Annotated in this window: 4 protein-coding genes and 1 pseudogene; 3 read left to right on the top strand and 2 right to left on the bottom strand. The window is 68.1% G+C overall.

Annotated features, from left to right (window positions below; genetic code table 11):
- Positions 1 to 182, bottom strand: a 182-nt coding sequence (locus QZV94_RS24760) for a ribbon-helix-helix domain-containing protein (RefSeq protein WP_293683093.1), incomplete at its 3' end; no start/stop codon positions are given.
- 104 nt (positions 183 to 286) lie between these two features.
- Between QZV94_RS24760 and QZV94_RS24755 the strand changes: the two genes are divergently transcribed.
- Positions 287 to 1,048, top strand: a complete 762-nt coding sequence (locus QZV94_RS24755) for a Coq4 family protein (protein WP_293683091.1) — start codon at positions 287 to 289, stop codon at positions 1,046 to 1,048.
- 6 nt (positions 1,049 to 1,054) lie between these two features.
- Here the strand turns inward: QZV94_RS24755 and QZV94_RS24750 are convergent, their stop codons facing one another.
- Positions 1,055 to 1,231 carry a DUF4169 family protein gene (locus tag QZV94_RS24750; RefSeq protein ID WP_293683089.1) on the bottom strand — a complete coding sequence of 59 codons (177 nt, stop codon included), beginning with the start codon at positions 1,229 to 1,231 and terminating at the stop codon, positions 1,055 to 1,057.
- Positions 1,232 to 1,290: 59 nt separating this feature from the next.
- Here QZV94_RS24750 and QZV94_RS24745 point away from each other — a divergent pair, with 59 nt between their 5' ends.
- Together QZV94_RS24745 and QZV94_RS24740 are read left to right on the top strand one after the other, a co-directional pair.
- Positions 1,291 to 1,527 (top strand): DUF2171 domain-containing protein, encoded by a 237-nt coding sequence (locus tag QZV94_RS24745; protein ID WP_293683087.1) that lies wholly within the window; start codon positions 1,291 to 1,293, stop codon positions 1,525 to 1,527.
- Positions 1,528 to 1,614: 87 nt separating this feature from the next.
- Positions 1,615 to 1,954, top strand: a pseudogene (locus tag QZV94_RS24740) (hypothetical protein); the annotation flags it as partial.

The following is a 1,954-nucleotide window of genomic DNA, read 5'->3' as shown; positions in this document are numbered from 1 at the left end:
AGGCGGCACGCGGAGGCGAGGGGCCGGCCGGCGCGGCCGCGGTCGATGCTGACGATCAGCGCCGCCAGACTGGAGCCGCGGGACTCGGCCATTGCGTCCAGCACCGCCCAGAACTCCGGTTCCAGCGCAATCGAGGTGGCGTGGCCGGAGAGCAGGACGGAGCGTTTCTTGAGGGTCGCCATACCGGCTGTTTACGTCCTTGCGACTAAACACGACCAGCCTCTTGCCAAAAGTTGACGGAGGCGTCATCTTTGACGGGAACAGCGATCGCGAAGGTCCACGCACAATGTCCATCACTGCAGACGGCGCCGACTTCCAGCCCGCCCCGCGGCCCGTTTCAACCAAGCTCGACCTGCCGCATGCGCTGCGCTCGCTCAAGAAGCTGCTCGCCGACAAGGAGGACACCACCCAGGTGTTCGAGATCATGCGGGCGCTGAACGGGGCCTCTACCGCCAAGGGCTATCACCGCCTGCTCGCCACGCCCGGCGGCGGTCGCATCGCCTACGAGCGGCGCGAGTTCGCTGACCGCCTGATGGACGACGCCTGGCTCGACAGCCTGCCCGCTGGAAGCGTCGGCGCCGCCTACCGCAACTTCATCCGCACCGAACAGCTCTCCGCCGAGGGCCTTGCGCAGGTCAGCCGGGAGGGGCGCTCCGACATCGAGGAGCCCCATCCCTACGCGTGGTTCGCCCGCCGCACCCGCGACGTGCACGACATCTGGCACATCTTGACAGGCTATCACCGCGACGCGGCGGGCGAGGCGTGCCTGGTGGCGTTTTCCTACGCCCAGACCCGCGGGCTGGGCTGGCTCCTGATCGCGTTCGGCGCCGTCTCCAAATCGATGGGGACCCGCTATCCCTTCGTGAAGGCCATCTGGCAGGGCTACCGGCGCGGGAAGGCCGCCAAGTGGCTGCTGGCCGAGGACTATGAGGCGCTGATGGCCGAACCTCTGGAGGCCGCCCGCGCCCGTCTGGGCCTGTCGCCGCCGACCATCTACGAATCGATCCCGGCCGACGTGCGTGACGGGGCGTTGCCGGCGGCAGCCTAAGCGGGATCAGTCGTCCCGCTTCTTCCCCTCGAGGTCCCGCCTCGCTCGCTCGGCCTCCAGCTTGGACGCCGCCTTAGCGCCCTTGGTCTGGCCGAAACGGACGCGATTCTCCGCCGCCTGGGCGTTGCCGACGGCGCGGGTCTTTGCCTTCTTCGCGCGATTCAGGTTGATCAGCTCGGCCATGTGAAACCCCGGCGCGGACGCGCCCGTTACCTCGTGCCAGTCAACACGAGGAGATCGTCATGATCCAGGCCTCCCAGATTACCGAGCACATGGAAGTCGTCGGCTCCGACGGCGGCCATGTCGGCAAGGTCGACCACGTGGTGGGCGATCAGATCGAACTCGCCAAGTTCGACTTCGGGTCCGGCTTCAAGCACCACATGATCCCGATGACCTGGGTGGAGACCATCCAGAACGGCAAGCTGTGCCTGAACAGGACGAAGGAGGCCGCCAAGGCCGCCTGGGTCGAGAAGCACTGAGATCTGACGGCGCTTGGCGCCCGCTTCGGGACGGGTACAACCCTGAGCCTGCCGAGACCCTCGGCGATCTGACGCCGAGGAGGTCCGGTGAAGTCGTTCTCTGCCATCGTGGCAGCGCTGGCCGTCGCGGCGTCGCCGGTCGCGCCGGCGGTCGCTGCGCCGAAAGTGTGCGCCGCCTGCGTCAAGGCAAACATGACCCGGCTGGCGTCGCCGAAAATGCGCGGCCGCAGCTGCGGCACCCAGGACGAGAACGCCGCCGCCCGCTTCGTCGCCGCCCAGCTCAAGGCCTATCGGGTCAAGGGCGGAGGCGACCGCGGCGCCTATCTGCAGCGGGTAGAGTTCCGCCGTCAGACCTATTCCGCGTCGCCGGTCCTGGAGGTTGCGGGCCAGCGTTTTGAGCAGGGCGGGCCGATCCCCCCGATCGATC

Origin of the sequence: uncultured Phenylobacterium sp. (assembly GCF_902826855.1) — a bacterium.
In the GTDB taxonomy this organism is placed as follows: Bacteria; Pseudomonadota; Alphaproteobacteria; order Caulobacterales; family Caulobacteraceae; genus Phenylobacterium.
Note: the sequence above shows the minus strand (reverse complement) of the source record. Positions and strands in the feature narration are given on the sequence as shown.